Genomic DNA, 23,308 nt, shown 5'->3' with positions numbered 1-23,308 from the left:
GCTACAAGCTTTTGACTTGAAGCTTGTAGCTTGCGGCTTCCGTTCAATACACCATCCGATAAAACAGCTGCCCCAGCGCTTCATGGATCAGCCACATGCTCTGCATGAAGGCCTTGGCTTCTGGTAGCCAACCGCCAAACGGCTGGTCATTGGCTTCACCCAGAAACCCGACCGGGGCGGCCACCACGGTAAAACCGGCCTTCTCGAAACTCCAGCGCGAGCGCGCCATGTGCCAGGCGTGAGTCACCACCACGACCCGCTTGATACCCAATGGCTGCAAGACACTGGCGGTCATGGTCGCGTTCTCCCAGGTGGTGCGGCTCTGCCCTTCCTGCCAGCGCACCGTGACACCGAAATCATCCTGCAGCGATTGCGCCATGATCGCAGCCTCACTCGGTGGCTCGCCGAAATGCAGGCCTCCTGTCGTCAGGACCGGCAATCCCGACGCCTTCGCCAGTTGCGCCGCGAAGCGCAACCGCTCAAGTCCGGGGCCGGTAGGTACATCCACTCCCCAGGCCAGATCATTACGCTCACGCCCCGAACCCAGCACCACAATGGCGTCAGCCTGCTGCGCCAGTGTCGCCCACTCCTGGCGTGACAAAGGGCGGTCGCCTTCCAGATGGTGCGCAGCCCATTCCACAACGACAGGCAGCGTCATCAACCAGAGCCCTCCCAGACCCAGCACGAAACAGGCAGCCGCAATACGGGGACGGGCACGGCGCAGCCAACAGGCAATGAGCAACAAGAGGAAGAAAATGCCCGGCGGCAAGAGAAGGGCTTTGAGCAGGTAACGTATAGGCATCGAGCATCTCCAGAGATGCCCGAAGCCTAATTTTTTTGAAACTAAGCAGCAATGCTTATAAAGCGGACCCGCAGCCCGCTGTGTTTAACGCTTGAATGTTGTGTTTGAACTGTAACGGCTCAACCCTGCCGACGCCCTGGCCCGCCTCTTATCCTTGAGCCAGATGACCCTGGCGGACTCTTTAGGCGGCACTATCGATCTGGTCTGCTCCGGCGAAACAATGAAACTGCCCTCTAACTTACCCTTAACAGCCCCGCTTGGACCTGTCGCCTCTTTTTCAAGGTAGGCCTCGATAAACTCCAGCTCGGCATTGCTCAAACCTTTGAGTTCAAGCTCGGCGGGCAACTCATTACGAAGTCGAACCGCAGTACTGGCCGTTTCCAGAGCAAGCCCCAGACGATGGATCAAACGTTCATACAGCTCAGGAGTGCTTACTGTGTGCTGCAACTCTGTCATCCGCTCACCTCTTTGAAGATAGAACATACCCTCGTCATTGAGCTTAGCGCTGCTGGTAAAACAGGCGTGTTACTGCGACCAACGGCCAGTCGGGACCGCCTGAGCGGGCGTTTTGGCAACGTTCGACAGCAATCAGGGTTTCCCTCGGTAGACAGCGCTCATGTATGCTACGGCGCTTCCTGTCATTCCACTTCCGCTCTCCGCGAGCCCGTATGCACTGCCAAGACGGCCACAAGGGCCCCACAGGCACTGCCAGGCTGACCCGGTGAAGCAATGAAGAGGTCAAGGGTCACCAATCCTTAGTAAAAAGTAGCCATGCACGAACTCTATCAGCCCCGCGAAATCGAAGCCGCCGCCCAACATTTTTGGGAAGAGCAAAAGTCTTTTGAAGTCAGTGAGCAGCCAGGCAAGGAGACATACTACTGCCTGTCGATGTTTCCTTACCCCAGCGGCAAGCTGCACATGGGCCATGTGCGCAACTACACCATTGGTGACGTGATCTCCCGCTACCAGCGCATGCAGGGCAAGAACGTCCTGCAACCCCTGGGCTGGGACGCTTTCGGCATGCCGGCGGAAAACGCCGCCATCGACAACAACGTCGCACCGGCCAAGTGGACCTACGAAAACATCGCCTACATGAAGGCTCAGCTCAAGAGCCTGGGCCTGGCGATCGACTGGTCCCGTGAAGTGACCACCTGCAAACCCGATTACTACCGCTGGGAACAATGGCTGTTCACTCGCCTGTTCGAGAAAGGCGTGATCTACCGCAAGAACGGCACCGTCAACTGGGACCCTGTCGACCAGACCGTACTGGCCAACGAGCAGGTCATCGACGGCCGTGGCTGGCGTTCGGGCGCGCTGATCGAGAAGCGCGAAATCCCGATGTACTACTTCAAGATCACGGCCTACGCCGATGAGCTGCTGCAAAGCCTCGACGAGTTGCCGGGCTGGCCGGAACAGGTCAAGACCATGCAGCGCAACTGGATTGGCAAGTCGCGCGGCATGGAAGTCCAGTTCCCCTACGATCAGGCTTCCATCGGCGAAACCGGTGCGCTGAAAGTCTTCACCACCCGTCCCGACACCCTGATGGGCGCAACCTATGTGGCCGTGGCTGCCGAGCACCCGCTGGCGACCCAGGCCGCTCAAGGCAACCCCGAGCTGCAAGCCTTCATCGATGAATGCAAGAGCGGCAGCGTCGCCGAAGCCGACGTCGCTACCCAGGAAAAGAAAGGCCTGCCGACCTCACTGTTCGTCGAGCACCCGCTGACCGGCGAAAAACTGCCAGTGTGGGTCGCCAACTACGTGCTGATGCACTACGGCGACGGCGCAGTCATGGCGGTTCCCGCTCACGACGAACGCGATTTCGAGTTCGCCACCAAGTACAGCCTGCCGATCAAGGCCGTGGTACGCACCAGTGCGGGCGACGAAACGCCTGCGCCATGGCAGGAGGCTTACGGCGAGCACGGTGAGCTGATCAATTCCGGCGAATTCAACGGTCTGGACTTCCAGGGCGCGTTCGACGCCATCGAAGCCGCACTCATCAAGAAGAGCCTGGGTCAATCACGTACCCAGTTCCGTCTGCGCGACTGGGGCATCAGCCGTCAGCGCTACTGGGGCTGCCCGATCCCTATCGTGCATTGCGACAGCTGTGGCGACGTTCCGGTCCCGGCAGACCAGTTGCCGGTCGTGCTGCCTGAAGATGTCGTACCGGACGGCGCAGGCTCGCCACTGGCCCGCATGCCTGAGTTCTACGAATGCAGCTGCCCGAAATGCGGCGCACCGGCCAAGCGTGAAACCGACACCATGGACACCTTCGTCGAGTCGTCCTGGTACTACGCACGCTACGCCTCCCCGCACTATGAGGGCGGTCTGGTCGAGCCGAACGCCGCCAATCACTGGCTGCCGGTGGATCAGTACATCGGCGGTATCGAACACGCGATCCTTCACCTGCTCTATGCGCGCTTCTTCCACAAGCTGATGCGCGACGAAGGCCTGGTGACCTCCAACGAGCCGTTCAAGAACCTGCTGACCCAGGGTATGGTCAACGCCGAAACCTACTTCCGCATGGAAGCCAACGGCAAGAAGACCTGGATCAACCCGGCCGATGTGACCCTGGAGCGCGACGCCAAGGCCAAGGTCATCAGCGCCACACTGACCAGCGATGGCCTGCCGGTTGAAATCGGCGGCACCGAGAAGATGTCGAAGTCGAAGAAAAACGGCATCGACCCACAGACCATGATCGACCAGTACGGTGCCGACACCTGCCGCCTGTTCATGATGTTCGCTTCGCCACCTGACATGAGCCTGGAATGGTCCGATTCCGGTGTCGAAGGTTCTCACCGCTTCCTGCGTCGCGTATGGCGTCTGGCCCAAAGCCATGTGGCTCAAGGCCTGCCGGGCAGCCTCGATCTGGCGGCTCTGGATGACGACCAGAAAGCCATTCGCCGCGCCATTCACCTGGCCATCAAACAGGCGAGCCAGGATATTGGCCAGAACCAGAAGTTCAACACGGCCGTCGCTCAGGTGATGACTCTGATGAACGTCCTGGAAAAAGCGCCTCAAGCCACAGCCCAGGACCGCGCCCTGCTTCAGGAAGGTCTGGAAACCGTCGCGCTGCTGCTGGCACCGATCACTCCGCACATCAGCCATGAACTGTGGAAACAGTTGGGCCACGAAACAGCCGTCATCGATGCCGGCTGGCCGAAGCTGGATGAGAACGCCCTGGTGCAGGACAGCCTGCAACTGGTCATTCAGGTCAACGGTAAACTGCGTGGACAGATCGAAATGCCGGCCAGCGCCAGCCGCGAAGAAATCGAAGCCGCTGCGCGGGTCAACGAAAACGTGTTGCGCTTCATCGATGGCCTGACGATCCGCAAAGTGATCGTCGTGCCTGGCAAACTGGTCAATATCGTCGCAAGCTGACTGGATCGGGTGCCCGGCAATGGCCGGGCACCGAACATATTTCCAAGGGCCGCAAAGCGGGCTCAAACGGATTCAAGGGGAGCATCAAGATGATCAAACGCAATGTGCTGGTAATGGGCCTGGCGGTGTTGTTGAGCGCCTGCGGCTTCCAGCTGCGTGGGACAGGCACCAACGAGCTGGCGGTCAAGGAGCTGGATCTCAGCGCTCGCAACATGTACGGCGAAACGGTCACCCAGCTCAACCGCACACTGACCAACGCGGGCGTCAAGATCTACACCGGCGCGCAGTACAAACTGATTCTGACCAACGAAGTCGAAACCCAGCGCACGGCCAGCTATTCGGGTTCCGGTCGCTCGGCCGAACTTCAACTGACCTCTACGCTCAACTATGAAATGCGTGGCGAGAAAGACCTGGTTCTGCTGGCCGATAAAGTCAGTGTGGACAAGACCTACTCCCATGACGGCAATAACCTGACCGGCTCCGACACCGAAGCCCAGCAGGTGCGCAATGAAATGCGCGGCGAACTGGTTCAACGAATGATGGCACGCCTGCAACAGCTGACTCCGGAGCGTCTGGAACAGTTGCAACAGAAAGCCAACGATGTCGCCAAGGCTCAGGCCGACGCGCTGGAAGCCGCTCAACGAGTGCGTGACGAGACGCCTCAACAGTCCCCACTCGAAATTCCAGGCAAGTAAGCGTCCGGGGCCAGCAGGCTGGCCCCGACCTTCTCCCAATCATGAAACTCGCCCCTGCCCAACTCAACAAGCACCTGCAAGGCACACTTGCGCCTGTGTACGTGATCAGCGGCGACGACCCGCTGCTCTGCCAGGAAGCTGCCGATGCGATCCGCACAGCGGCCCGCCAGCAAGGTTTCGACGAACGTCAGGTCTTCAGCGCCGACGCCAGTTTCGACTGGGGTACGTTGCTGCTGGCGGGTGCCAGCATGTCCCTGTTCGCTGAACGTCGCCTGCTGGAACTGCGCCTGCCCTCGGGGAAACCGGGCGATAAAGGCGCAGCAGCCTTGATGGAATACTGCGCCAACCCTGCCGAAGACACCTTGTTACTGATCAGCCTGCCCAAGCTCGACGGCAGCGCCCAGAAAACCAAGTGGGGCAAGGCTCTGGTCGAAGGTGCTCAGACCCAGTTCCTGCAGATCTGGCCAGTGGATATCGGCCAGCTTCCACAATGGATTCGCCAGCGGCTTTCCCAGGCGGGGCTTGCAGCCACTCAGGATGCCGTCGAACTGATTGCCGCACGTGTCGAAGGCAACCTGCTTGCCGCGGCTCAGGAAATCGAAAAGCTCAAACTGATGGCCGAAGATGGCCAGATTACCGTCGAAACCGTACAGGCCGCCGTGGCGGACAGCGCACGTTTCGACGTATTCGGGCTGACCGATGCGATCCTCAACGGCGAGGCGGCCCACGCTCTACGTATCCTGGAAGGGCTGCGTGGCGAAGGCGTCGAAACACCGGTGATCCTCTGGGCCTTGACCCGTGAGCTTCGGGTACTGGCCAACCTGTCGTTGCAATACAGCCAGGGCATCCCGCTGGAAAAGGTGTTCAGCTCGGCCCGCCCTCCCATCTGGGACAAGCGCAAACCCCTGATGAGCAAAGCCTTGCAACGCTATCCGGCCAAACGCTGGAGCCAGTTGCTGATGGACGCCCAACGCATCGATGCACAGATCAAAGGTCAGGCCGCAGGCTCGCCCTGGAGCAGCCTGAGTCGACTGACACTGCTGATGGCGGGGCAGCGTTTGCCATTACCGGCAGAGTGAACCGCCTTTTTCGCGAACACGCTGTAGGAGCGAATTCATTCGCGAGAGGCCTGTGAAGCTGAAGAACATCTAACGCCTTCAGTGACGTCTCGCGAATGAATTCGCTCCTACAGTTTGTTTGATGAGCAGCGATCCGCTCATTCGCGAAAAAGCACCTCATCCCTATTCCCATAGCACACAACTATTGGACAGATGCCTCGCCCTGCCCGATGATCCGCGTCGTTCACTCCCCACCCGAGAGTACCCGCCATGAGCAAACCGAAGCGGCCGAACAAGGCCAAGTCCATCATTGCCCAGCCATTGTTCCGCAGCCGCCAGGAACGACCGGCCAAAGGCAAAGGCAGCTACCGCCGCGAAGCCTTCCAGTCTAAAAACTGGGAGGCTTCTTGCTTTCTGGCCGCATAAAGAGCAACAACCCTTAGGCGCTTTCGACTGCGCAGCCGTGTTAAGGTCTGCATCTGTCGGTAATCCCTCTGGACCCAAGCATGCCTTCTTGTTTTACCCATCCCTGGCAGTTGCGCCAACTCATCGCCGCCTCCAGCCTCATTGCTCTGGTCGCTTGCGCAGAAAAGCCCACGGCAGCCGATGCGACGCCTCTGCAGGCCAGCAAGACCCAGACAATCGCCCCTCTCGCCACGCCAACGCCGACATTGGTTGTCGATGGCAACCTCACGATTCAACCCGCCATCAGCTTCGCTGAATGGCAGGCAGGCTTTCGCAACCAGGCCCTGAGGGCCGGCATTCGCGCTGACATATTCGATCGTGCATTTTTCGGGCTGACGCCGGACATGAGCGTGGTCAAGGCTGACCGCAGCCAGCCCGAGTTCAGCCGCCCGGTGTGGGAATACCTGGATGGCGCGGTCTCTGCCGCCCGCGTACGCAAGGGACAAGCCTTGCTTGCGCAGTACAGCACCGAGTTGCAAAGCATCGAACAACGCTACGGCGTAGACCGTCAGGCACTGGTCGCGGTATGGGGCATGGAGAGTAACTTCGGCCAGTTCCAGGGCTCGCAATCGGTCATCCGCTCTCTGGCGACCCTGGCCTATGAAGGCCGTCGTCCCGACTTCGCCCAAAGCCAGTTGCTGGCAGCACTGGAAATCCTCCAGCATGGCGATATCACGCCGGACAAGATGCTCGGTTCCTGGGCCGGAGCAATGGGACAGACCCAGTTCATACCGACCACCTACAACACCCATGCCGTGGACTTCGATGGCGACGGTCGTCGCGATATCTGGAACACACCGGTCGACGCACTGGCTTCTGCCGCTCATTACCTGCAAAGCTCAGGCTGGCAGCGTGGTCAGCCATGGGGCATTGAAGTGGTCCTGAGTTCGGATTTCGACTATTCCCTGGCCGACAACTCGATCCGCAAAAGCCTGACCGAATGGCAAAGGCTTGGCCTGAAGCTTCCCGATGGCGCGGCACTGCCAGTAGCGGCCAGCCAGCAGCAGGCATCGCTGTTGCTGCCTGCGGGTTATCGCGGCCCGGCCTTTCTGGTTCTGGACAACTTCCGCGCCATTCTCCGGTACAACAACTCAACGTCTTATGCCCTGGCGATCAGCCTGTTGTCCGACCGTTTCAAGGGCAGCGGCTACATCGTAGGTAACTGGCCGCGCTCAGACCTGCCGCTAAGCCGTTCAGAGCGTATTGAACTGCAAACCCTGCTGTCGGCCCGCAAGTACGACGCAGGCGCGCCAGACGGGATTATCGGCGCCAATACGCGCAAGGCGATCCGCAGCGCCCAACAAGCGCTTGGCTGGCCGGCCGATGGCTATCCAACACATGAACTGCTGAAGAACCTGCGTAACCCATAAAGAGGCCACGCGGCCTCCCCGGGAGCAAAGCCCGCAGCGAAAGCATCACCAGGGCACAACGAAAAAGGGCCGGATATGACTATCCGGCCCTTTTCATTTACCCGTCAGATACGCTTCAGAGCAGCGTCTTGGCAATCTTGGCCTGTTCGTCTGCATGGTACGAGGAACGCACCAGCGGCCCGGAAGCCACGTTCTTGAAGCCCATCTTGTAACCTTCCTCGGCGAACCAGGCGAAGGTGTCCGGGTGCACGAAACGCTGCACCGGCAAGTGACTGCGAGAAGGCTGCAGATACTGACCCAGAGTCAGCATGTCGATATCGTGCTCGCGCATGCGGTGCATGACTTCGATGACTTCGTCGTCGGTCTCGCCCAGACCCAGCATCAGGCCGGATTTGGTCGGTACATGCGGCACCATCTGCTTGAAGCGTTGCAACAGGGTCAGCGACCACTGATAGTCCGAACCCGGACGCGCAGCCTTGTAGAGGCGCGGCACGGTTTCCAGGTTGTGGTTGAACACATCCGGCGGCTCGGCAGCGGTGATTTCCAGCGCAACATCCATACGGCCACGGTAGTCCGGCACCAGTGTTTCAAGCTGGACATTAGGGGACAGGGCACGGATTTCACGAATGCAGTCGGCGAAGTGCTGGGCACCGCCGTCACGCAGGTCGTCCCGGTCAACCGAGGTAATCACGACGTACTTGAGGCGCAGGTCGGCGATGGCAACGGCCAGGTTCTTCGGCTCATCCACATCCAGTGGTTTCGGACGGCCATGGCCAACGTCACAGAACGGGCAGCGACGGGTGCAGATATCACCCATGATCATGAAGGTGGCGGTACCGCCGGAGAAGCACTCGCCCAGGTTCGGGCAGGAGGCCTCTTCACAAACGCTGTGCAGCTTGTGTTTGCGCAGTAACTGCTTGATACGGTCGACCTCGGGAGAAACCGGGATCCGCACGCGAATCCAGTCAGGTTTCTTGGGCAACTCGACCGTCGGGATGATCTTGACCGGGATGCGTGCGACTTTTTCGGCACCGCGCAGCTTCACGCCTGCTTCGACTTTCGGACGGGGTGCGCGCTCGGAAACATCAAGCGTCGGGATCAGGGTTTGCACGGTGTCAGTCATATCATTCTATTCCGCCCGTAAGGGTCGCCTGCTCAGCATAGTCGAGGTGTTTGACGAGCTGCGCACGCAGCCGGGCACTTACCTCGGAAAATTCCATCTTCCCTGTGTGATCGCGCAACTGGGTCATTGCCAGCCCGGCATATCCACAGGGGTTGATCCGGCGGAACGGCTCCAGGTCCATGTCGACGTTCAACGCCAGCCCATGGAATGAACAACCGTTACGAATGCGCAGGCCAAGGGACGCGATTTTCGCACCCTCGACATATACGCCGGGGGCATCGGCCTTGGCCGCCGCCGTCACCCCGTAACTGCCCAGCAGGGCAATGAGGGTGTTTTCGATCCGGGTGACCAGATCGCGAACCCCAAAACCCAGGCGCCTGACATCGAGCAACAGATAGGCAACCAGCTGGCCGGGGCCATGATAGGTCACTTGGCCGCCACGATCGACCTGTACGACAGGAATATTGCCCGGCACCAGCAAATGCTCTGCCTTGCCGGACTGTCCCTGGGTAAAGACCGGTGGGTGCTGCACCAGCCAGACTTCGTCGGCGGTATCGCGGCCACGTCCATCGGTGAAACGCTGCATGGCATGCCAGGCTCGTTCGTAATCGATCAATCCAAGATCACGAAAACCCAGAGTGTCAGCCATCAGAGCACCATGTGCACGACACCCGTAGCGCGCAGAGCACTATTGATATCGCGCAACTGGTCTTCGCCGGTGGCGACGATGTGCAGTTGTACAGTGGTGTATTTGCCGTTGCTGCTCTGACGCTCGGCGAGCGTGGATACATCGACCTTGGCGTACTTGCCAAGAATCTCGATCACGGCGGCAGTGAAGCCCACGCTGGTGTCACCGATCACCTTGATCGGGTAGTCATCGCAGGGAAATTCGATTTTGTGCGACTTGACGTCGGTATCGGTCATGGCAGTAAAGGTCTCACAAGCCGTGACGACGGACACGCGGCCTGCTCAGAAAGCAGGCCGCGAGAAGGTCGGCATTGATTACAAATAAGGTCAGCTGAACAAGCCGTAGAAGAACAGGCGAATGCTATCCCACACGCGGCGGAAAATACCACCTTCCTCGACGGCTTCCAGCGCGATGAGGTTGGCAGTATGCACAACCTGATCGTCCTTCTTCACTTCGACCTTACCGATCACGTCACCCTTGGCAATCGGCGCAACCAGTTGCGGGTTCATGGTCATGCTCGCGCTGAGCTTTTTCATGTCGCCCTTGGGCATGGTCAAGCTCAGGTCTTCAGCCAGGCCGGCCTTGACCTGACGGGCTGAGCCCTTCCAGACAGAGGCCTGAGCCAGCTCGGTGCCTTTCTGATAGAAGTTCTGGGTTTCAAAGAAGCGGAAACCATAGGTCAGCAGCTTCTGGGTTTCGGCAGCACGGGCCTGCTCGCTGTTGGTGCCGAACACCACTGCAATCAGACGCATGCCATCACGAACGGCCGAGGACACCATGCAGTAGCCAGCTTCTTCGGTGTGACCGGTTTTCAGGCCATCGACCGTCTTGTCGCGCCACAGCAGCAGGTTGCGGTTAGGCTGTTTGATGCCGTTCCAGAAGAACTCTTTCTGCGAGTAGATCGCATAGTGAGCAGGGTCTTCATGGATGATGGCGCGAGCCAGCTTGGCCATGTCGTGAGCGGACGAATAGTGCTCAGGGTTCGGCAGGCCGGTCGGGTTCATGAAGTGGCTGTTGGTCATGCCCAGGTCGCCAGCCGTCTTGTTCATCATGTCGGCGAACGCGTCTTCGCTGCCGGCGATATGCTCGGCCACGGCAACACTGGCGTCGTTACCCGACTGGATGATGATGCCGTGCAGCAGATCGCTGACCGTCACCTGGCTGCCCACCTTGATGAACATCCGCGAACCGCCCGTACGCCAGGCGTTTTCGCTGACGGTGACCGGATCGTTCTCGCCGATCTGGCCGCGACGGATTTCCAGGGTCGCGATGTAGGCGGTCATCAGCTTGGTCAGGCTCGCCGGTGCCAGGCGCTGGTCACCGTTGTTCTCGACCAGGACGTTGCCGCTGCTGGCATCCATCAGCACGTAGGACTTGGCGGCCAGTTGCGGCGCAGCAGGTGTCATCTGTTCTGCGGCCCAGGCAGCCGGAGCGATAATCAGTGGCACAAGCAGGCACAAACGTTTTGCAAAGGTGGTGATGTTCATCCGTCTCTCGAAATTGCTAATGGGCAAACATGCCCTTGCGGGCAAAGCTGAACAGACCGGTAAAGCGAGTACGCTTCATTCCGGCTCGTGACGCCAGGCTACAGCCCTGGCTGACAGGATCGCCTGTTCGACACACGATCCTGCGAACAGGCCCTGCAACTCTTGCTCTGACGGCAAGTCCGCATTGCGGGGGCCTGTGCATCGTTCTTCATACCGGCCAAGAACGACTGTTTATTCGATACAACTAATCCAGTGTCACCAGGCTGGGCTGGCCAAGATTGGCCGATCTGACACTATCCTGCAATTGCTGGGCTTCACCCTGCGTGCCTATCGGCCCCATCCGGACCCGATAGAGCGTCTGTTGATTGCGGGCTATCGAGCTCACGAAAACCGGTGCCCTGACCATCCCGCTCAGTTTCGATCTCAGGAGCTCGGCAGCGTCCGGATTCGCGAAGGCTCCGACCTGGAGAAACAGCCCAGAGGCTTGTCCTGAAACGTTTTTTTTTGCCTCAACCTGTACAGGCACGGCAGGCGAAGCATGCTGTTGAGGGGGTGGAGTGTATTGTTCGACCGTACCGGTGGAAGCTGTAAAAGCCGGCGTCGCCGCCTGAGCGACAACCTGCGGCTGGTCAAGCGCCAGGGGAGCCGGACGCCCGCGTTGCGCCCACCATTCCTGCGGATCGATCCCTTCGACCTTGACCCGCGCCGTACCGGTTTCGGCATAGCCGAGCTTCTTAGCGGCCGCATAGGACAGGTCGATGATCCGGTCGGAGTAGAACGGCCCCCGGTCGTTGACGCGCAGAATCACGCTGCGGTTGTTGTCCAGGTTGGTCACCCGCACGTAACTGGGCAGCGGCAGGGTCTTGTGAGCGGCGCTCATGCCATACAGGTCATAGACCTCGCCGTTGGCGGTGTTCTGACCATGAAACTTGGTGCCATACCAGGACGCCGTCCCCGAAGCGACGTAGCGCTTGGATTCGCTCATCGGGAAATAGGTCTTGCCCAGCACCGTATAAGGGTTGGCCTTGTAGGGACCGGTATGCACGGTTGGCGTGGCATCGGGAATGCGCGAGACATCGACATCCCACCAGGGAGCCCCGTCCTTGTGCGCACGGTTGATATCCAGCCCCGGTGCAGAGCGCACGATCGAACCGCCCTGCTGCGGAGAGCGCGAAGTGGAAGAGCAACTGGCCATGAGCAATGCCAGCCCCGCATAGGCCAGCAATTTCAAAGGTGTACGAGTCGGCAATGGCCGCATTACTTCACGCCTCGAGCTTTAACCAACGATTCAGACAGCTGATACACGGCCATGGCGTACATCACACTGCGGTTATAACGCGTGATTACATAAAAGTTGTTCAACCCCATCCAGTATTCGGGGCCCTGCTCGCCTTCAAGGCGAAATGCAGTGACCGGAAGGTCATCACGCAGCGCATCATGACTCGCCCAGCCCAGGCCTCGCAACTCCCCAACCGACATGACCGGGTCCAGAGCAGGGCTCAAACCTTCATCGACACGACTGCCGCGGGCGGTCGCAAGGCTGACGACACGCTGCCCGGCCACCCATCCATGACGTTTGAAATAGCTGGCAACACTGCCGATCGCATCGTCCGGGTCGGTCCAGATATTGATGTGCCCATCGCCGTCGAAATCCACGGCATAGGCACGAAAGCTGCTCGGCATGAACTGCGGCAGCCCCATTGCACCGGCATAAGAACCCTTGAGGGTCAGCGGGTCGAGTTGTTGCTCACGCGCCAGTAGCAGGAACTCGCGCAGTTCCTTGCGGAAAAAGGGTGCCCGGGGCGGATAGTCGAAGCCCAGTGTGGACAACGCATCGATCACCCGGTAGTTGCCGGTGTTGCGCCCGAAGAAGGTTTCCACGCCAATGATCGAAACGATGATCTGCGCAGGCACGCCATATTCCTGCTCTGCACGGGCCAGGGCCGCCTCATGCTGACGCCAGAAGTCGACGCCACGCGCAATGCGGGCATCGGTAATGAACATCGGGCGATATTCCTTCCATTGCTTGACCCGCTCGGCAGGACGGGAAATGGCATCGAGGATGGGTTGCTTGCGCTCGACCTCGCGAAACACGTTCATCAGCTGTTCGCCGGCAAAACCGTACTCACGCGTCATTTCACCTACGAACTCGGCCACCTGGGGAGAGCCTTCGTAGTCGCCTGCGATGGACTCCTGCACGGAACCCAGGAGGCTCACCAGACCGACCACCGGAGCATATCGAGCCCAGTTGCGCACTACCTGCATTGAATTCTTCACCTTAATCAAACCTGAGCGATCCATTTGCGATGTGTATGGATCGACATCAAAACCCCAAACGCTGACAGCAGCGTCACGAGCGAAGTTCCGCCATAGCTAATGAAAGGCAATGGCACCCCCACAACCGGCAACAGGCCACTGACCATACCGATGTTGACGAAAACGTAAACAAAAAATGTCATGGTCAGCGCCCCGGCCAGCAACTTGCCGAACAGGGTCTGGGCCTGAGCCGTGATGACCAGGCCACGTCCGATCAGCAGCAGGTAAATGACCAGCAACGCACAGATGCCGACCAGCCCGAACTCTTCGCCCAGTACGGCAATGATGAAGTCCGTGTGGCTTTCGGGCAGGAAGTCCAGGTGCGACTGAGTACCCAGCAACCAGCCTTTCCCGAAGACACCGCCCGACCCGATGGCCGCCTTGGACTGGATGATGTTCCAGCCGGTGCCCAGCGGGTCGCTTTCAGGGTCGAGGAAGGTCAATACACGCTGCTTCTGATAGTCGTGCATGAAGAAGAACCACATGGCGACAGCCGCCGGCACGGCAGCAGCCAGCACGCTGATGATCCAGCGCCAGCGCAGCCCGGCCATGAACAGCACGAAAGCACCGGAGGCCAGGATCAGCAGGGAAGTTCCCAGATCCGGCTGGCGCACGATCAGCACAAACGGAATACCGATCAACCCGAGGCTGACCGCCACATGTTTGAGCTGTGGCGGCAAGGTGCGCTTGGACAGGTACCAGGCGATGGTCGCCGGCATGATGATCTTCAGGAACTCCGAGGGCTGGAAGCGGATGACCCCCGGTATGTTGATCCAGCGGGTTGCTCCCATGGCGTTGTGGCCCATCACGTCCACCACCACCAGCAACAGCACGCCCATGACGTACATGACTGGTACCCAGCGGGCCATGAAACGCGGCTCGAACTGAGCGATGATGACCATCGCCGTCAAACCGATACCAAAGGAGCTGGCCTGTTTGATCAGCAGGTCCCAGTTCTTGCCGCTGGCCGAATACAGAACGAACAGGCTACCGGCGGCCAAGGTCAGCAGAATGACCAGCAAGGGGCCGTCGATATGGATGCGCTGCAGGAATGTCGCACGGCGACGCATCACATCTTCGCTGGAAAGGATGCGGTCGAAATTACTCTTCACGGGCCGCAGCCTCCGGATTCAGGGAGCCGGCATACTCAGGCTTGAGTACACCATTCTGGTCGAGCAGCCAGGCATCCATGACCTGACGAACCACGGGAGCCGCGACGCCAGAGCCGGATTCACCGTTCTCCACCATCACAGCCACAACGATCTTGGGGTTGTCGGCCGGAGCAAAGCCCACGAACAGGGCGTGGTCGCGATGGCGCTCCTGGACCTTGGTACGGTCGTACTTCTCTCCCTGCTTGATGGCCACAACCTGTGCGGTACCGCTTTTACCGGCGATCCGGTACTGGGCCCCGATGGAAGCCTTGCGCGCCGTACCTCGCGCACCGTGCATCACTTCCTGCATGCCGTGGTTGACCCGTGCCCAGTTGGCCGGGTCGCGCAGGATAATATCCGGCATCGGATTATCATCCACCGGAGGCTTGCCTTCGATGCTCTTGGCCAGATGCGGCCGGTTCCACTTGCCCTTGTTGGCCACCAGCGCAGTGGCCTGAGCCAGTTGCAGCGGCGTGGCCTGCATATAGCCCTGCCCGATCCCGAGAATCAGCGTCTCTCCGGGGAACCACGCCTGACGCCGGGTCGCACGCTTCCAGTCACGGGACGGCATCAGGCCGGGAGACTCCTCGAACATGTCCAGCGACACTTTCTGCCCCAGACCGAACTTGTTCATGTAGCCGGACAATCGATCGATGCCGAGTTTATGTGCAAGATCGTAGAAATAGGTGTCATTTGAACGCATGATCGCGACATCCAGATCCACCCAGCCATCGCCGGTCCGGTTCCAGTTACGATATTTGTGGTCATAGTTCGGCAACTGGTAATAACCGGGGTCGAAAACCCGTGACCCAGGTGTCACCACCCCCGCATCCAGGCCGGCAATCGCCACGGCAGGCTTGATCGTCGAGCCCGGCGGATAGAGGCCACGCAGAATACGGTTGAACAGAGGCCGGTCGATGGAATCACGCAGTTCGGCGTAAGCCTTGAAACTGATGCCCGTGACGAACAGATTCGGGTCGAAGCTTGGCGCACTGACCATCGCCAGCACCTCGCCCGTGTTCGGGTCCAGCGCCACGACCGCGCCACGACGCCCGCCCAGTGCAGCTTCGGCCGCCTCCTGAAGATTGATGTCCAGGCTCAGGACGATGTCCTTGCCGGGAATCGGGTCGGTGCGCTTGAGCACACGTAGCACACGGCCACGGGCATTGGTTTCGACTTCTTCATAGCCGACCTGACCATGCAGCTCGTCTTCGTAGAAACGCTCGATACCCGTCTTGCCGATATGGTGCGTACCGCTGTAATTGACCGGATCCAGGCCCTTGAGCTCTTTCTCGTTGATCCGCCCCATGTAGCCGACCGAGTGCGCAAAATGCGGCCCCTGCGGGTAATGCCGCACCAGCTGCGCCACCACCTCGACGCCTGGCAGGCGGAACTGGTTCACGGCAATCAGGGCAATCTGCTCTTCAGTCAGCTCGAACAGGATCGGCACCGGCTCGAAAGGCCGCCGCCCCTGCTTCATGCGTTTCTCGAAGATGATGCGGTCATCGGGCGTGAGCTGCAGCACTTCGACAATGGTGTCGAGCACCTTGGCCCACTCGCCTGAACGCTCGCGGGTCACGCTGAGGCTGAAGCTTGGCCGGTTATCGGCGACCACAACCCCGTTACGGTCGAAGATCAGGCCGCGGCTTGGCGGAATCGGCTGAACGTGAACCCGGTTGTTTTCCGACAGTGTCGAGTGATAGTCGTACTGAATGACCTGCAGGAAATACAGGCGCGCAATCAGGACGCACACCAGCAACATGACGGCCACGGCCCCGAACACGACCCTGCTGCGCACCAGACGTGCGTCCTTTTCATGGTCTTTTAGGCGGATCGGCTGAGGCATCTAGGGCGTGTTCACAGTAAAGGCAATGCTACTTGTGATAAGGGTGCCCGGACAGCACGGTCCAGGCGCGATAGATCTGCTCACCGATCAGGATGCGCACCAGCGGATGCGGCAAGGTCAGTGGTGACAGCGACCAGCGTTGCTCGCTACGTGCACACACCTCGGGAGCAAGCCCTTCGGGGCCTCCGACCATGAGGTTGACCGTGCGCGAGTCCAGGCGCCAGCGATCAAGCTCGCTCGCCAGTTGCTCGGTACTCCAGGGCTTGCCCTGAACTTCAAGCGTGACGATCCGCTCCCCCGGCTGCACCTTGGCCAGCATGGCTTCGCCTTCCTGACGGATCAGACGCGCCACGTCGGCATTCTTGCCACGGGTATTGAGCGGAATTTCCACGAGTTCAAGCGCCAGCTCGGAAGGAAGACGCTTGGCATACTCATGCCAGCCTTCTTCCACCCACTTGGGCATGCGCGAACCGACAGCGATCAGACGCAGACGCACAGCGATGCCTTATTCGTGACCCGGAGTGTGGTGCGCAGCGCTGGCTGCACGGCTTTGCTCGGCACCTTGCCACAGACGCTCCAGGTCATAGAACTGGCGTGCAGCAGCGGTCATGACGTGAACCACGACATCGCCCAGGTCCAGCAGAACCCAGTCGCTGTCGCCCTTGCCTTCTTCGCTCAGAGGCATCAGGCCAGCAGCCTTGACCTTCTCGCGAACGTTATCGACCAGCGCGTTGAGCTGGCGGTTGGAAGTACCGGTGCAGATCAGCATGTAATCGGCAATGCTGGTCTTGTCGCGAACGTCGATGGTCAGGATGTCCGAACCCTTGACGTCTTCCAGTGCAGCCGTTGCCAGCGCTACGACTTCTTCACTACTCATTTTCTGCTTTGTCATAAAAAACTCATTCAGCTCATAAATGTGGAAACGCTCAAACGCTTATTGATAAAAGCAGTTTCAGAGCGCCCCATCAGTGTTCGGCGCACGGTAAAGCCCGTGCACATCGATATAGGCCAGTACCGCGTCTGGCACCAGAAAACGTACCGACTTACTGCTGGCCAGCAGTTGACGGATCTGGGAGGCAGACACCGACAGCGGCGTCTGCCAGACGAATGTAATGTGTCCACCCGGCCCTTTCAGGGCCTTGGGATCGCTGACTGCACGTGCCGCCAGCAGATTGCGCAGGGCATCGGGCGGCTCGCTGTCGGCGTCCGGGCGTTGCAGCACCACGATATGGCAGTGCTCCAGCAATTCTTCCCATCGGTGCCAGCCTGGCAATCCGCAAAAGGCGTCCCATCCCAATAGCAGAAACAGCTGGTCCTGGGCCGCCAGTTCGGCTCGCATCGATTCCAGAGTGTCGATGGTGTAAGACGGCTTGTCCCGTTTCAGCTCACGGTCATCCACCGTCAGGGGCGACACACCGACAACCGCGCACTGGACCATCGCCAGACGATCCTGCGCCGTCACGCTCGGCATGTCGCGATGCGGAGGCCTGGCGCTGGGCGTCAGGCGCAACTCATCGAGTTCAAGCTGCTCGGCCACTTCCAGTGCGCCGCGCAAATGACCGATATGTACCGGGTCGAACGTTCCCCCCAGCATGCCGATACGTCTGGGCAAGGCTGCTACGGGCTCGCTCAAGTCAGGCTGGCTCCTGGCCGCGCAATTGACCGTCACCGATCACGATGTACTTCTCGCAGGTCAGGCCTTCCAGGCCGACAGGGCCGCGGGCATGCAGCTTATCAGTAGAAATGCCGATCTCGGCACCCAGACCGTATTCAAAGCCATCCGCGAAGCAGGTCGGCGCGTTGATCATGACCGAGCTGGAATCGACTTCCGCCATGAAGCGGCGAATCAGGCCCTGATGCTCGGAAACGATGGCATCGCTGTGATGCGAGCCATAGTGGTTGATGTGCTCGATGGCCTCATCCAGACCCGCGACCACACGAATCGACAGAATCGCCGCCAGGTACTCGGTATGCCAGTCTTCTTCGGTGGCTGGGATCGCGTCGATCAGTTCGCGGGTGCGTTCACAGCCGCGCAACTCCACGCCCTTTTCATGAAAACGGGCCGCCATGGCCGGCAGGAATTCGGCAGCCACGGCCTGATCCACCAGCAAGGTTTCCATCGAGCCGCAGATACCGTAACGATAGGTCTTGGCATTGAAGGCAATGTTCTGCGCCTTCACCAGATCGGCGTCGGCAGCCACATAAACGTGGCAGATGCCGTCCAGGTGCTTGATGACCGGTACACGGGCATCACGGCTGACACGTTCGACCAGCCCCTTGCCACCCCGCGGGACGATGACATCCACGTACTCGGGCATGGTGATCAGCGCGCCCACGGCGTCACGATCGGTCGTCTCGACGACCTGCACCACACCGGCAGGCAGACCGGACTCGGCCAGACCACGCTGAATGCAGGCGGCCACGGCCCGGTTGGAATGAATGGCTTCCGACCCGCCACGCAGAATGGTCGCGTTCCCGGACTTCAGGCACAGGCTCGCCGCATCGATGGTCACGTTCGGACGCGACTCGTAGATGATGCCGACCACGCCCAGCGGTACACGCATCTTGCCGACCTGGATACCCGAAGGACGGTAGCTCATGTCGCGGATCGCACCGACCGGGTCCGGCAGACTGGCAACCTGACGCAGCCCGACGATCATGCTGTCTATACGTGCGGGGGTCAGGGCCAGGCGCTCAAGCATGGCGGGGGCCAGGCCATTGGCACGACCGGCATTCAGGTCAAGCTCGTTGGCGGCGGACAACTCGGCGCGGGCTTCGTCCAGGGCGGCGGCAATGGCCTGCAGGGCGCGGTTTTTCTGCGCGGTGCTGGCACGACCGATCACGCGCGAAGCTTCGCGGGCGGCGCGACCCAGGCGGGTCATGTAGTCAAGAACGGACTCAGTCATGGTCTCAGAGGTCTTGGCAGAGAGGAAAGCGGCCGATTATAGCTGTCGCGCCGCACGAACGACAGCGCAGACAGGCGGATGGTCGATAACCGTGCAAAAACGGGTGTCACAGCCTTCATTTCGCCAGCAAACGGTCCTTAAACCCGGATACGCCCCGAAGAACCGGCGACTCTGTCATTTCCAGAAACAACAAAGTGACTCATCCCGCTACATTCAGCTGCATTTCAGACAGTGCTTGTTATGATCTGCGCCCTCTCACTTCGTGTATTCGTCCATGCCTGTTGCGCTTTCCGACAGTTTTTTTCATCGAGATGCCCAGGTCTTGGCCCGCGACCTGCTGGGCAAGGTCATCCGGCACAAGGTCGGCGAACTGTGGCTGGCCGCTCGCATCATTGAAACCGAAGCCTATTACTGTGCCGAAAAAGGCAGCCATGCCTCATTGGGCTATACCGAAAAGCGCAAGGCGCTGTTTCTGGACGGTGGGCATATCTACATGTATTACGCCCGTGGCGGAGATTCGCTGAACTTCAGTGCCGAAGGCCCCGGCAATGCGGTGCTGATCAAATCCGGTTTTGCCTGGGTCGATGAGCTCAGCGATGCCAACGCACTGGCCCGGATGCAACTGAACAATCCCGATGCCAGCGGCAACCTTCGGGCACCGGAGCGCCTGTGCGCAGGCCAGACCCTGCTGTGCCGGGCTCTGGGCCTGAAGGTCCCCGAATGGGATGCCCGACGTTTCGACCCCGACAGGCTGCTGGTCGAAGACATCGGCCAAAGGCCGGAGCGCATCATCCAGACCTCGCGCCTGGGCATCCCCAAAGGCCGCGACGAACACCTGATGTACCGCTTCGTGGAGGCCGATTACGCACGCTTCTGCACGCGGAACCCTCTACGACGCGGTCAGGTCGAAGGCCGCGACTATCTTTTCATTCCTCAAGGAAACTGATCCATGGGCGAACTGCTCGACGGCATTACCGGCTGGCTGACCGCAAACCCTTCGTGGGTTGCGATTGCGATATTCGTGGTGGCCTTCATCGAGTGCGTCGCCATTGCCGGGATCATCGTGCCGGGCACCGTTCTGATGTTCGCCATTGCAGCCCTGGCGGGTAGCGGCATATTGCCCTTGAGCGAGGTTTTGCTGCTGGGTTTCCTCGGCGGTCTGCTGGGTGATGCCGTGTCGTACTTTCTCGGCAGGCGTTTCCATCAGAACATTCGCCGCTTGCCGGGCCTGCGCCAGCATCCGGAATGGCTGACAGGAGCCGAAGCCTATTTCCACCGTTACGGCATCGCCAGCCTGCTGGTCGGGCGTTTCATCGGTCCGTTGCGCCCGATGCTGCCCATGATTGCCGGCATGTTCGACATGCCGTTCCCGCGCTTTGCCGCCGTGAGTGTGGTGGCCGCAGCGGGCTGGTCGATCGTTTACCTGATGCCGGGCTGGGCGGCGGGGGCGGCGATTCGTCTGCCACTGCCCGAGGGGTTCTGGACCGAAGCCGCCTTCATCGGCGCAGGCCTGGCTCTTCTGTTCGGTTTGAGCATTCAAAGCAGCATCCGCAAGCAACGTCATGCAACCAAGGTGATTGCAGCGTTGAGCATGATCATGCTGGCAGCGTTGTTGATTGGCTGGCCGTACCTGAACCATTTCGATCAGGGTCTGATGACGCTGGTGCAGGAGCATCGCAGCGCGACCGCGCAGAATATCGTCCTGCTGGTCACCAGCATTGGTGACTTCAAGGCCCAGTTGCTGGCCGCTGCGTTGCTGATCATTGTCTTGCTGATAGCCAGACAATGGCGTCATGCTGCCTTCGCCCTCGCCACGACGCTGGGCACTGCCGTGGCGAACGGAACACTCAAATCGTTCTTTGGTCGTGTCCGCCCGGATGTGCTGGTGGATCCGCTGACCACCTACAGCATGCCCAGCGGGCACAGCTCCGCCGCCTTTGCGCTGTTCATGACCCTGGCCGTGCTGGCCGGTCGAGGCCAACCGGTTCGCCTGCGCCTGACTTGGCTCATGCTGGGCGCAGTGCCTGCACTGGCCATTGCCTTGTCACGGGTCTATCTGGGCGTTCACTGGCCCACGGACATCCTGGCCGGAATGATGCTGGCGTTCTGTATCTGTGCCGCAAGCCTGACCCTGATCCAGCATCAGACGCCACTGCCCGCCATGTCGGCCAAAGTCTGGTGGCTGATCGCGCCGGCCATTACAGGTCTGCTGGGGGTATTTGCCGTTCATGCCTTGGCGCATGCGACGTTGCGGTATCAGTATTGATGCCTTCGCGAATGAATTCGCTCCTGCACCGGTAGGAGCGAATTCATTCGCGAAAAAGATCAGGTCTGCAAATCACCCTGCATTTCATCGAGCAATTCCTGAATGGCGTCCAGACGCTCTTCGGGGTCGTCGATTTCCAGCAGATCGATCTTGTCCTGCTCGGTGAAGGGCAACAGGTAGGCCAATTGATTGGCCAGCGACTGCTGGCCACCGGCTTCCAGCCCCATATTCAGGGACGCAACCATCGGGTGCTCACCCAGCGCCTCGAGCAGGGCCACCAGATCAGCATCTTCATCCTGCAACGGGCGTTCCTGCTGCTCGCCCAGCCATTGAATATCCGCCAGCAGCAGTTGATCGCGTTGTACCGCCGCGCTGACGACCCTGAAACGTCGCCCGCCGACCACACGGATCCCCAGCAGGCCGTTGTCCTGCTGCTGAAAATCCCTGACCAGCGCCTCACACCCGATCAGCGAATAACCGCCGGGCGCAATGCCGACTTCGCTGCCCTGAGTGATGCACACCACGCCGAATCCTTCCCCCTGCCTCATGCAGCGGCTAATCATGTCCAGGTAGCGCGCCTCGAACAGTTGCAGGTCGAGCACACATCCCGGAAACAACACAGCGTTCAGCGGAAACAGCGGCAGCGTCATAAAAAGTACCTTTTAAACGGTCAACGACACTGCCAACGGCAGGAACAGCGCCGTTGCAACGCCCATAAGACTCATTGCCAATGCAGCAAAAGCGCCTGACTCCTCGCCTTCCTGCAACGCCATGGATGTTCCCACCGCATGAGCGGTAAGCCCCAGCGCCATGCCTCGGGCCGCATGGTTATCAACCCGCGCCAGCGACAACAGCCCAGGGCCGAAAATGGCACCGAACACCCCGGTAATCAGCACAAAAACGGCTGCCAGCGCCGCAACGCCACCGATCTGCTCGGCCACCAGCATGGCAATCGGCGAGGTCACGGACTTGGGAGCCATGGTCATCAGAATCATATGATCGGCTCCCAATAGCCAACCCAGCGATATACACAAGCCTGTGGCAAAGACACCACCAATCACCAGCGTAGTTAAGGTTGGCCAGAACAACTGACGAATCCGCCTCAGATTCAGATAAAGCGGCACCGCCAGCGCCACCGTGGCAGGCCCCAGCAGGATGTTCATGATCTCTGTGCTTTTGCGGTATTCGCTGTAGTCCAGGCCACACGCCAGCAAGATCACGATCACCACCACCATGGAGACCAGCACCGGCTGCAGAAACAGCCAGCGGGTTTTCTCATAGGCTGCCATCGCCAACTGATAGGCGGCCAGGGTCACCGCGATACCGAACAGGGGATGATGAATCACGGACATCCAGGCCCCGTGCCAATCCAGGTTCATGACGGCTCCTGACGGCGTGCCTGACGCTCGATGAGTTTCTGCATCAACCAGCCGACGAATGTCAGCGAAATGATCAGTGAAATCGAAAGGGTGCCAAAGATGGCCCAGAAATCCTTGGCAATGGCTCCGGCATACACCATGACGCCCACGGCAGGCGGCACCAGCAGCAACGGCAGGTAACGCAGCAGGCTGCTGGCGGCGACACTGACCGGCTCGCTGACTTCACCCCGCCAGATCAGGTAGGCAATCAGGAACACCAGACCGATGATCGGTCCCGGCAGTATCGACAAGAAGAGATGATTGAGCGCCGTCCCCAACAGTTGAAACAGCACCAGCCATGTCAGACCCCGTAGCAGCATGAGCACTCCAGAAAAATAA

The 23,308-nt window shown here is 59.9% G+C and carries 24 protein-coding genes; 7 read left to right on the top strand and 17 right to left on the bottom strand.

Annotated elements, in window-relative coordinates; translation table 11 throughout:
- Nucleotides 1–43 precede the first annotated feature (43 nt).
- Nucleotides 44–802: a YdcF family protein gene (locus tag ACIPY9_RS19895; protein WP_400705254.1), complete on the bottom strand. Its 759-nt coding sequence runs from the start codon at nucleotides 800–802 to the stop codon at nucleotides 44–46.
- Nucleotides 803–886: 84 nt separating this feature from the next.
- Complete coding sequence (locus ACIPY9_RS19890; RefSeq protein ID WP_400705251.1) at nucleotides 887–1,258, bottom strand: hypothetical protein; 372 nt, start codon at nucleotides 1,256–1,258, stop codon at nucleotides 887–889.
- Between the two features lie 315 nt (nucleotides 1,259–1,573).
- Between ACIPY9_RS19890 and leuS the strand changes: the two genes are divergently transcribed.
- From leuS to ACIPY9_RS19865, 5 genes are all read left to right on the top strand, one after another.
- On the top strand, nucleotides 1,574–4,180 hold the full coding sequence (leuS, locus tag ACIPY9_RS19885; RefSeq protein ID WP_400705248.1) for a leucine--tRNA ligase: 2,607 nt from the start codon (nucleotides 1,574–1,576) through the stop codon (nucleotides 4,178–4,180).
- A gap of 89 nt (nucleotides 4,181–4,269) precedes the next feature.
- Complete coding sequence (lptE, locus tag ACIPY9_RS19880) at nucleotides 4,270–4,875, top strand: LPS assembly lipoprotein LptE (protein WP_400705245.1); 606 nt, start codon at nucleotides 4,270–4,272, stop codon at nucleotides 4,873–4,875.
- 41 nt (nucleotides 4,876–4,916) lie between these two features.
- On the top strand, nucleotides 4,917–5,954 hold the full coding sequence (gene holA, locus ACIPY9_RS19875) for a DNA polymerase III subunit delta (protein WP_400705242.1): 1,038 nt from the start codon (nucleotides 4,917–4,919) through the stop codon (nucleotides 5,952–5,954).
- 249 nt (nucleotides 5,955–6,203) lie between these two features.
- On the top strand, nucleotides 6,204–6,359 hold the full coding sequence (arfA, locus tag ACIPY9_RS19870) for an alternative ribosome rescue factor ArfA (protein ID WP_400705239.1): 156 nt from the start codon (nucleotides 6,204–6,206) through the stop codon (nucleotides 6,357–6,359).
- 80 nt (nucleotides 6,360–6,439) lie between these two features.
- Complete coding sequence (locus tag ACIPY9_RS19865; protein WP_400705236.1) at nucleotides 6,440–7,768, top strand: lytic murein transglycosylase; 1,329 nt, start codon at nucleotides 6,440–6,442, stop codon at nucleotides 7,766–7,768.
- 115 nt (nucleotides 7,769–7,883) lie between these two features.
- Here the strand turns inward: ACIPY9_RS19865 and lipA are convergent, their stop codons facing one another.
- The 12 genes from lipA to ACIPY9_RS19805 all read right to left on the bottom strand — a co-directional run bounded on the left by lipA (nucleotide 7,884) and on the right by ACIPY9_RS19805 (nucleotide 19,285).
- Complete coding sequence (gene lipA / locus ACIPY9_RS19860) at nucleotides 7,884–8,891, bottom strand: lipoyl synthase (protein ID WP_400705233.1); 1,008 nt, start codon at nucleotides 8,889–8,891, stop codon at nucleotides 7,884–7,886.
- 1 nt (nucleotide 8,892) lies between these two features.
- On the bottom strand, nucleotides 8,893–9,540 hold the full coding sequence (lipB, locus tag ACIPY9_RS19855; RefSeq protein WP_400705230.1) for a lipoyl(octanoyl) transferase LipB: 648 nt from the start codon (nucleotides 9,538–9,540) through the stop codon (nucleotides 8,893–8,895).
- On the bottom strand, nucleotides 9,540–9,815 hold the full coding sequence (locus tag ACIPY9_RS19850) for a DUF493 domain-containing protein (protein ID WP_400705227.1): 276 nt from the start codon (nucleotides 9,813–9,815) through the stop codon (nucleotides 9,540–9,542). Before ACIPY9_RS19850 ends, lipB begins: the two co-directional genes overlap by 1 nt.
- A 90-nt stretch (nucleotides 9,816–9,905) precedes the next feature.
- Nucleotides 9,906–11,066, bottom strand: a complete 1,161-nt coding sequence (locus ACIPY9_RS19845; protein WP_400705224.1) for a D-alanyl-D-alanine carboxypeptidase family protein — start codon at nucleotides 11,064–11,066, stop codon at nucleotides 9,906–9,908.
- A gap of 244 nt (nucleotides 11,067–11,310) precedes the next feature.
- Nucleotides 11,311–12,324 carry a septal ring lytic transglycosylase RlpA family protein gene (locus tag ACIPY9_RS19840; RefSeq protein ID WP_400705221.1) on the bottom strand — a complete coding sequence of 338 codons (1,014 nt, stop codon included), beginning with the start codon at nucleotides 12,322–12,324 and terminating at the stop codon, nucleotides 11,311–11,313.
- On the bottom strand, nucleotides 12,324–13,331 hold the full coding sequence (gene mltB, locus ACIPY9_RS19835) for a lytic murein transglycosylase B (protein WP_400705218.1): 1,008 nt from the start codon (nucleotides 13,329–13,331) through the stop codon (nucleotides 12,324–12,326). Before mltB ends, ACIPY9_RS19840 begins: the two co-directional genes overlap by 1 nt.
- A gap of 17 nt (nucleotides 13,332–13,348) precedes the next feature.
- Complete coding sequence (rodA, locus tag ACIPY9_RS19830; RefSeq protein WP_400705354.1) at nucleotides 13,349–14,452, bottom strand: rod shape-determining protein RodA; 1,104 nt, start codon at nucleotides 14,450–14,452, stop codon at nucleotides 13,349–13,351.
- Nucleotides 14,453–14,483: 31 nt separating this feature from the next.
- Complete coding sequence (gene mrdA, locus ACIPY9_RS19825) at nucleotides 14,484–16,379, bottom strand: penicillin-binding protein 2 (RefSeq protein ID WP_400705215.1); 1,896 nt, start codon at nucleotides 16,377–16,379, stop codon at nucleotides 14,484–14,486.
- 28 nt (nucleotides 16,380–16,407) lie between these two features.
- Nucleotides 16,408–16,875 (bottom strand): 23S rRNA (pseudouridine(1915)-N(3))-methyltransferase RlmH, encoded by a 468-nt coding sequence (gene rlmH, locus ACIPY9_RS19820; protein WP_025261972.1) that lies wholly within the window; start codon nucleotides 16,873–16,875, stop codon nucleotides 16,408–16,410.
- 9 nt (nucleotides 16,876–16,884) lie between these two features.
- Nucleotides 16,885–17,271, bottom strand: coding sequence for a ribosome silencing factor (gene rsfS / locus ACIPY9_RS19815; protein ID WP_400705212.1), 387 nt, complete (start codon nucleotides 17,269–17,271; stop codon nucleotides 16,885–16,887).
- Between the two features lie 60 nt (nucleotides 17,272–17,331).
- Nucleotides 17,332–17,991, bottom strand: a complete 660-nt coding sequence (nadD, locus tag ACIPY9_RS19810) for a nicotinate-nucleotide adenylyltransferase (RefSeq protein ID WP_400705351.1) — start codon at nucleotides 17,989–17,991, stop codon at nucleotides 17,332–17,334.
- A 22-nt stretch (nucleotides 17,992–18,013) separates the two neighbouring features.
- Nucleotides 18,014–19,285, bottom strand: a complete 1,272-nt coding sequence (locus ACIPY9_RS19805; protein ID WP_400705209.1) for a glutamate-5-semialdehyde dehydrogenase — start codon at nucleotides 19,283–19,285, stop codon at nucleotides 18,014–18,016.
- 274 nt (nucleotides 19,286–19,559) lie between these two features.
- On the opposite strand from ACIPY9_RS19805, the gene ACIPY9_RS19800 reads away from it, so the two are divergent.
- Both ACIPY9_RS19800 and ACIPY9_RS19795 read left to right on the top strand, forming a co-directional pair.
- Nucleotides 19,560–20,231: a DNA-3-methyladenine glycosylase gene (locus tag ACIPY9_RS19800; protein WP_400705206.1), complete on the top strand. Its 672-nt coding sequence runs from the start codon at nucleotides 19,560–19,562 to the stop codon at nucleotides 20,229–20,231.
- A gap of 3 nt (nucleotides 20,232–20,234) precedes the next feature.
- Nucleotides 20,235–21,551, top strand: a complete 1,317-nt coding sequence (locus ACIPY9_RS19795; protein WP_400705203.1) for a bifunctional DedA family/phosphatase PAP2 family protein — start codon at nucleotides 20,235–20,237, stop codon at nucleotides 21,549–21,551.
- Between the two features lie 59 nt (nucleotides 21,552–21,610).
- On the opposite strand, the gene ACIPY9_RS19790 is transcribed toward ACIPY9_RS19795, so the two are convergent.
- The 3 genes from ACIPY9_RS19790 to ACIPY9_RS19780 are packed head-to-tail and all read right to left on the bottom strand — an operon-like array spanning nucleotide 21,611 to nucleotide 23,289.
- Nucleotides 21,611–22,201, bottom strand: coding sequence for an LON peptidase substrate-binding domain-containing protein (locus tag ACIPY9_RS19790; protein ID WP_400705200.1), 591 nt, complete (start codon nucleotides 22,199–22,201; stop codon nucleotides 21,611–21,613).
- A gap of 12 nt (nucleotides 22,202–22,213) precedes the next feature.
- A complete protein-coding gene (locus ACIPY9_RS19785; protein ID WP_400705348.1) occupies nucleotides 22,214–22,924 on the bottom strand; it encodes an LrgB family protein in 711 nt (236 codons plus the stop codon).
- 2 nt (nucleotides 22,925–22,926) lie between these two features.
- Nucleotides 22,927–23,289, bottom strand: coding sequence for a CidA/LrgA family protein (locus tag ACIPY9_RS19780; RefSeq protein WP_400705198.1), 363 nt, complete (start codon nucleotides 23,287–23,289; stop codon nucleotides 22,927–22,929).
- Between the last annotated feature and the right edge of the window lie 19 nt (nucleotides 23,290–23,308).

The organism is Pseudomonas sp. NPDC089734 (genome assembly GCF_044748865.1).
In the GTDB taxonomy this organism is placed as follows: Bacteria; Pseudomonadota; Gammaproteobacteria; order Pseudomonadales; family Pseudomonadaceae; genus Aquipseudomonas.
The sequence above is the reverse complement of the archived record's forward strand: the minus strand, read 5'-3'. Positions and strand labels throughout refer to the sequence as shown.

What these genes read in the sequence shown, in the direction of transcription:
- arfA (WP_400705239.1), top strand. Translation starts at nt 6,204, where the DNA reads ATGAGCAAACCGAAGCGGCCGAACAAGGCCAAGTCCATCATTGCCCAG.
- mltB (WP_400705218.1), bottom strand. Translation starts at nt 13,331, where the DNA reads ATGCAGGTAGTGCGCAACTGGGCTCGATATGCTCCGGTGGTCGGTCTG.
- leuS (WP_400705248.1), top strand. Translation starts at nt 1,574, where the DNA reads ATGCACGAACTCTATCAGCCCCGCGAAATCGAAGCCGCCGCCCAACAT.
- ACIPY9_RS19790 (WP_400705200.1), bottom strand. Translation starts at nt 22,201, where the DNA reads ATGACGCTGCCGCTGTTTCCGCTGAACGCTGTGTTGTTTCCGGGATGT.
- lipB (WP_400705230.1), bottom strand. Translation starts at nt 9,540, where the DNA reads ATGGCTGACACTCTGGGTTTTCGTGATCTTGGATTGATCGATTACGAA.
- ACIPY9_RS19840 (WP_400705221.1), bottom strand. Translation starts at nt 12,324, where the DNA reads ATGCGGCCATTGCCGACTCGTACACCTTTGAAATTGCTGGCCTATGCG.
- ACIPY9_RS19890 (WP_400705251.1), bottom strand. Translation starts at nt 1,258, where the DNA reads ATGACAGAGTTGCAGCACACAGTAAGCACTCCTGAGCTGTATGAACGT.
- rsfS (WP_400705212.1), bottom strand. Translation starts at nt 17,271, where the DNA reads ATGACAAAGCAGAAAATGAGTAGTGAAGAAGTCGTAGCGCTGGCAACG.
- rodA (WP_400705354.1), bottom strand. Translation starts at nt 14,452, where the DNA reads ATGCGTCGCCGTGCGACATTCCTGCAGCGCATCCATATCGACGGCCCC.
- ACIPY9_RS19845 (WP_400705224.1), bottom strand. Translation starts at nt 11,066, where the DNA reads ATGAACATCACCACCTTTGCAAAACGTTTGTGCCTGCTTGTGCCACTG.
- ACIPY9_RS19780 (WP_400705198.1), bottom strand. Translation starts at nt 23,289, where the DNA reads ATGCTGCTACGGGGTCTGACATGGCTGGTGCTGTTTCAACTGTTGGGG.
- ACIPY9_RS19865 (WP_400705236.1), top strand. Translation starts at nt 6,440, where the DNA reads ATGCCTTCTTGTTTTACCCATCCCTGGCAGTTGCGCCAACTCATCGCC.
- ACIPY9_RS19850 (WP_400705227.1), bottom strand. Translation starts at nt 9,815, where the DNA reads ATGACCGATACCGACGTCAAGTCGCACAAAATCGAATTTCCCTGCGAT.
- holA (WP_400705242.1), top strand. Translation starts at nt 4,917, where the DNA reads ATGAAACTCGCCCCTGCCCAACTCAACAAGCACCTGCAAGGCACACTT.
- lipA (WP_400705233.1), bottom strand. Translation starts at nt 8,891, where the DNA reads ATGACTGACACCGTGCAAACCCTGATCCCGACGCTTGATGTTTCCGAG.
- ACIPY9_RS19895 (WP_400705254.1), bottom strand. Translation starts at nt 802, where the DNA reads ATGCCTATACGTTACCTGCTCAAAGCCCTTCTCTTGCCGCCGGGCATT.
- ACIPY9_RS19800 (WP_400705206.1), top strand. Translation starts at nt 19,560, where the DNA reads ATGCCTGTTGCGCTTTCCGACAGTTTTTTTCATCGAGATGCCCAGGTC.
- lptE (WP_400705245.1), top strand. Translation starts at nt 4,270, where the DNA reads ATGATCAAACGCAATGTGCTGGTAATGGGCCTGGCGGTGTTGTTGAGC.
- mrdA (WP_400705215.1), bottom strand. Translation starts at nt 16,379, where the DNA reads ATGCCTCAGCCGATCCGCCTAAAAGACCATGAAAAGGACGCACGTCTG.
- ACIPY9_RS19805 (WP_400705209.1), bottom strand. Translation starts at nt 19,285, where the DNA reads ATGACTGAGTCCGTTCTTGACTACATGACCCGCCTGGGTCGCGCCGCC.
- ACIPY9_RS19795 (WP_400705203.1), top strand. Translation starts at nt 20,235, where the DNA reads ATGGGCGAACTGCTCGACGGCATTACCGGCTGGCTGACCGCAAACCCT.